Source organism: Vibrio sp. Vb2131, from assembly GCF_033338535.1.
In the GTDB taxonomy this organism is placed as follows: domain Bacteria; phylum Pseudomonadota; class Gammaproteobacteria; order Enterobacterales; family Vibrionaceae; genus Vibrio; species Vibrio alginolyticus.
Map to the genome: position 1 here is coordinate 1 of NZ_JAWOSW010000190.1, position 505 is coordinate 505.

At 43.0% G+C, this 505-nt stretch carries 1 protein-coding gene; it reads left to right on the top strand.

Going from position 1 to position 505, the window contains the following annotated elements; all coding sequences use genetic code 11:
* The coding region (gene waaF / locus R7E38_RS23470) for a lipopolysaccharide heptosyltransferase II (protein ID WP_318082262.1) at positions 1-505 on the top strand (505 nt) is incomplete at both ends.

Sequence of the window (505 nt, forward strand, 5' to 3'; positions counted from 1 at the left end):
ATGTCACAATCACTGTACATCGTTTTAAAGCAACTTCATCCAGAAAGTCAAATTGATGTAATTGCACCTGGTTGGTGTAAACCAATTCTTGAGCGCATGCCAGAGATCCACCAAGCCATTGAAATGCCTATTGGTCATGGTGAGTTCAACTTATTGGGTCGTCGAGAAATTGGTAAATCATTACGAGAAAAACAGTATGACCACGCCTACATCCTGCCGAAGTCTGCAAAGTCAGCGCTGATTCCTTGGTTTGCGAATATACCTCTGCGTACAGGATGGAAAGGAGAGATGCGCTACGGTCTTCTCAATGACCTGCGTCCAAATATGAAATCCTTCCAATACATGGTTGAGCGTTATGTGGCTCTCGCTTACTCTAAATCAGAAATGGTTGATTCATCTTCTCTTGGAGGATTGGATACGCTGCCTCGCCCTAGCCTGTCGATCAATAAAGAAGAACAGCAAACAACCATCAATAAATTCAATTTAGATCAAAAACGACCAGCTG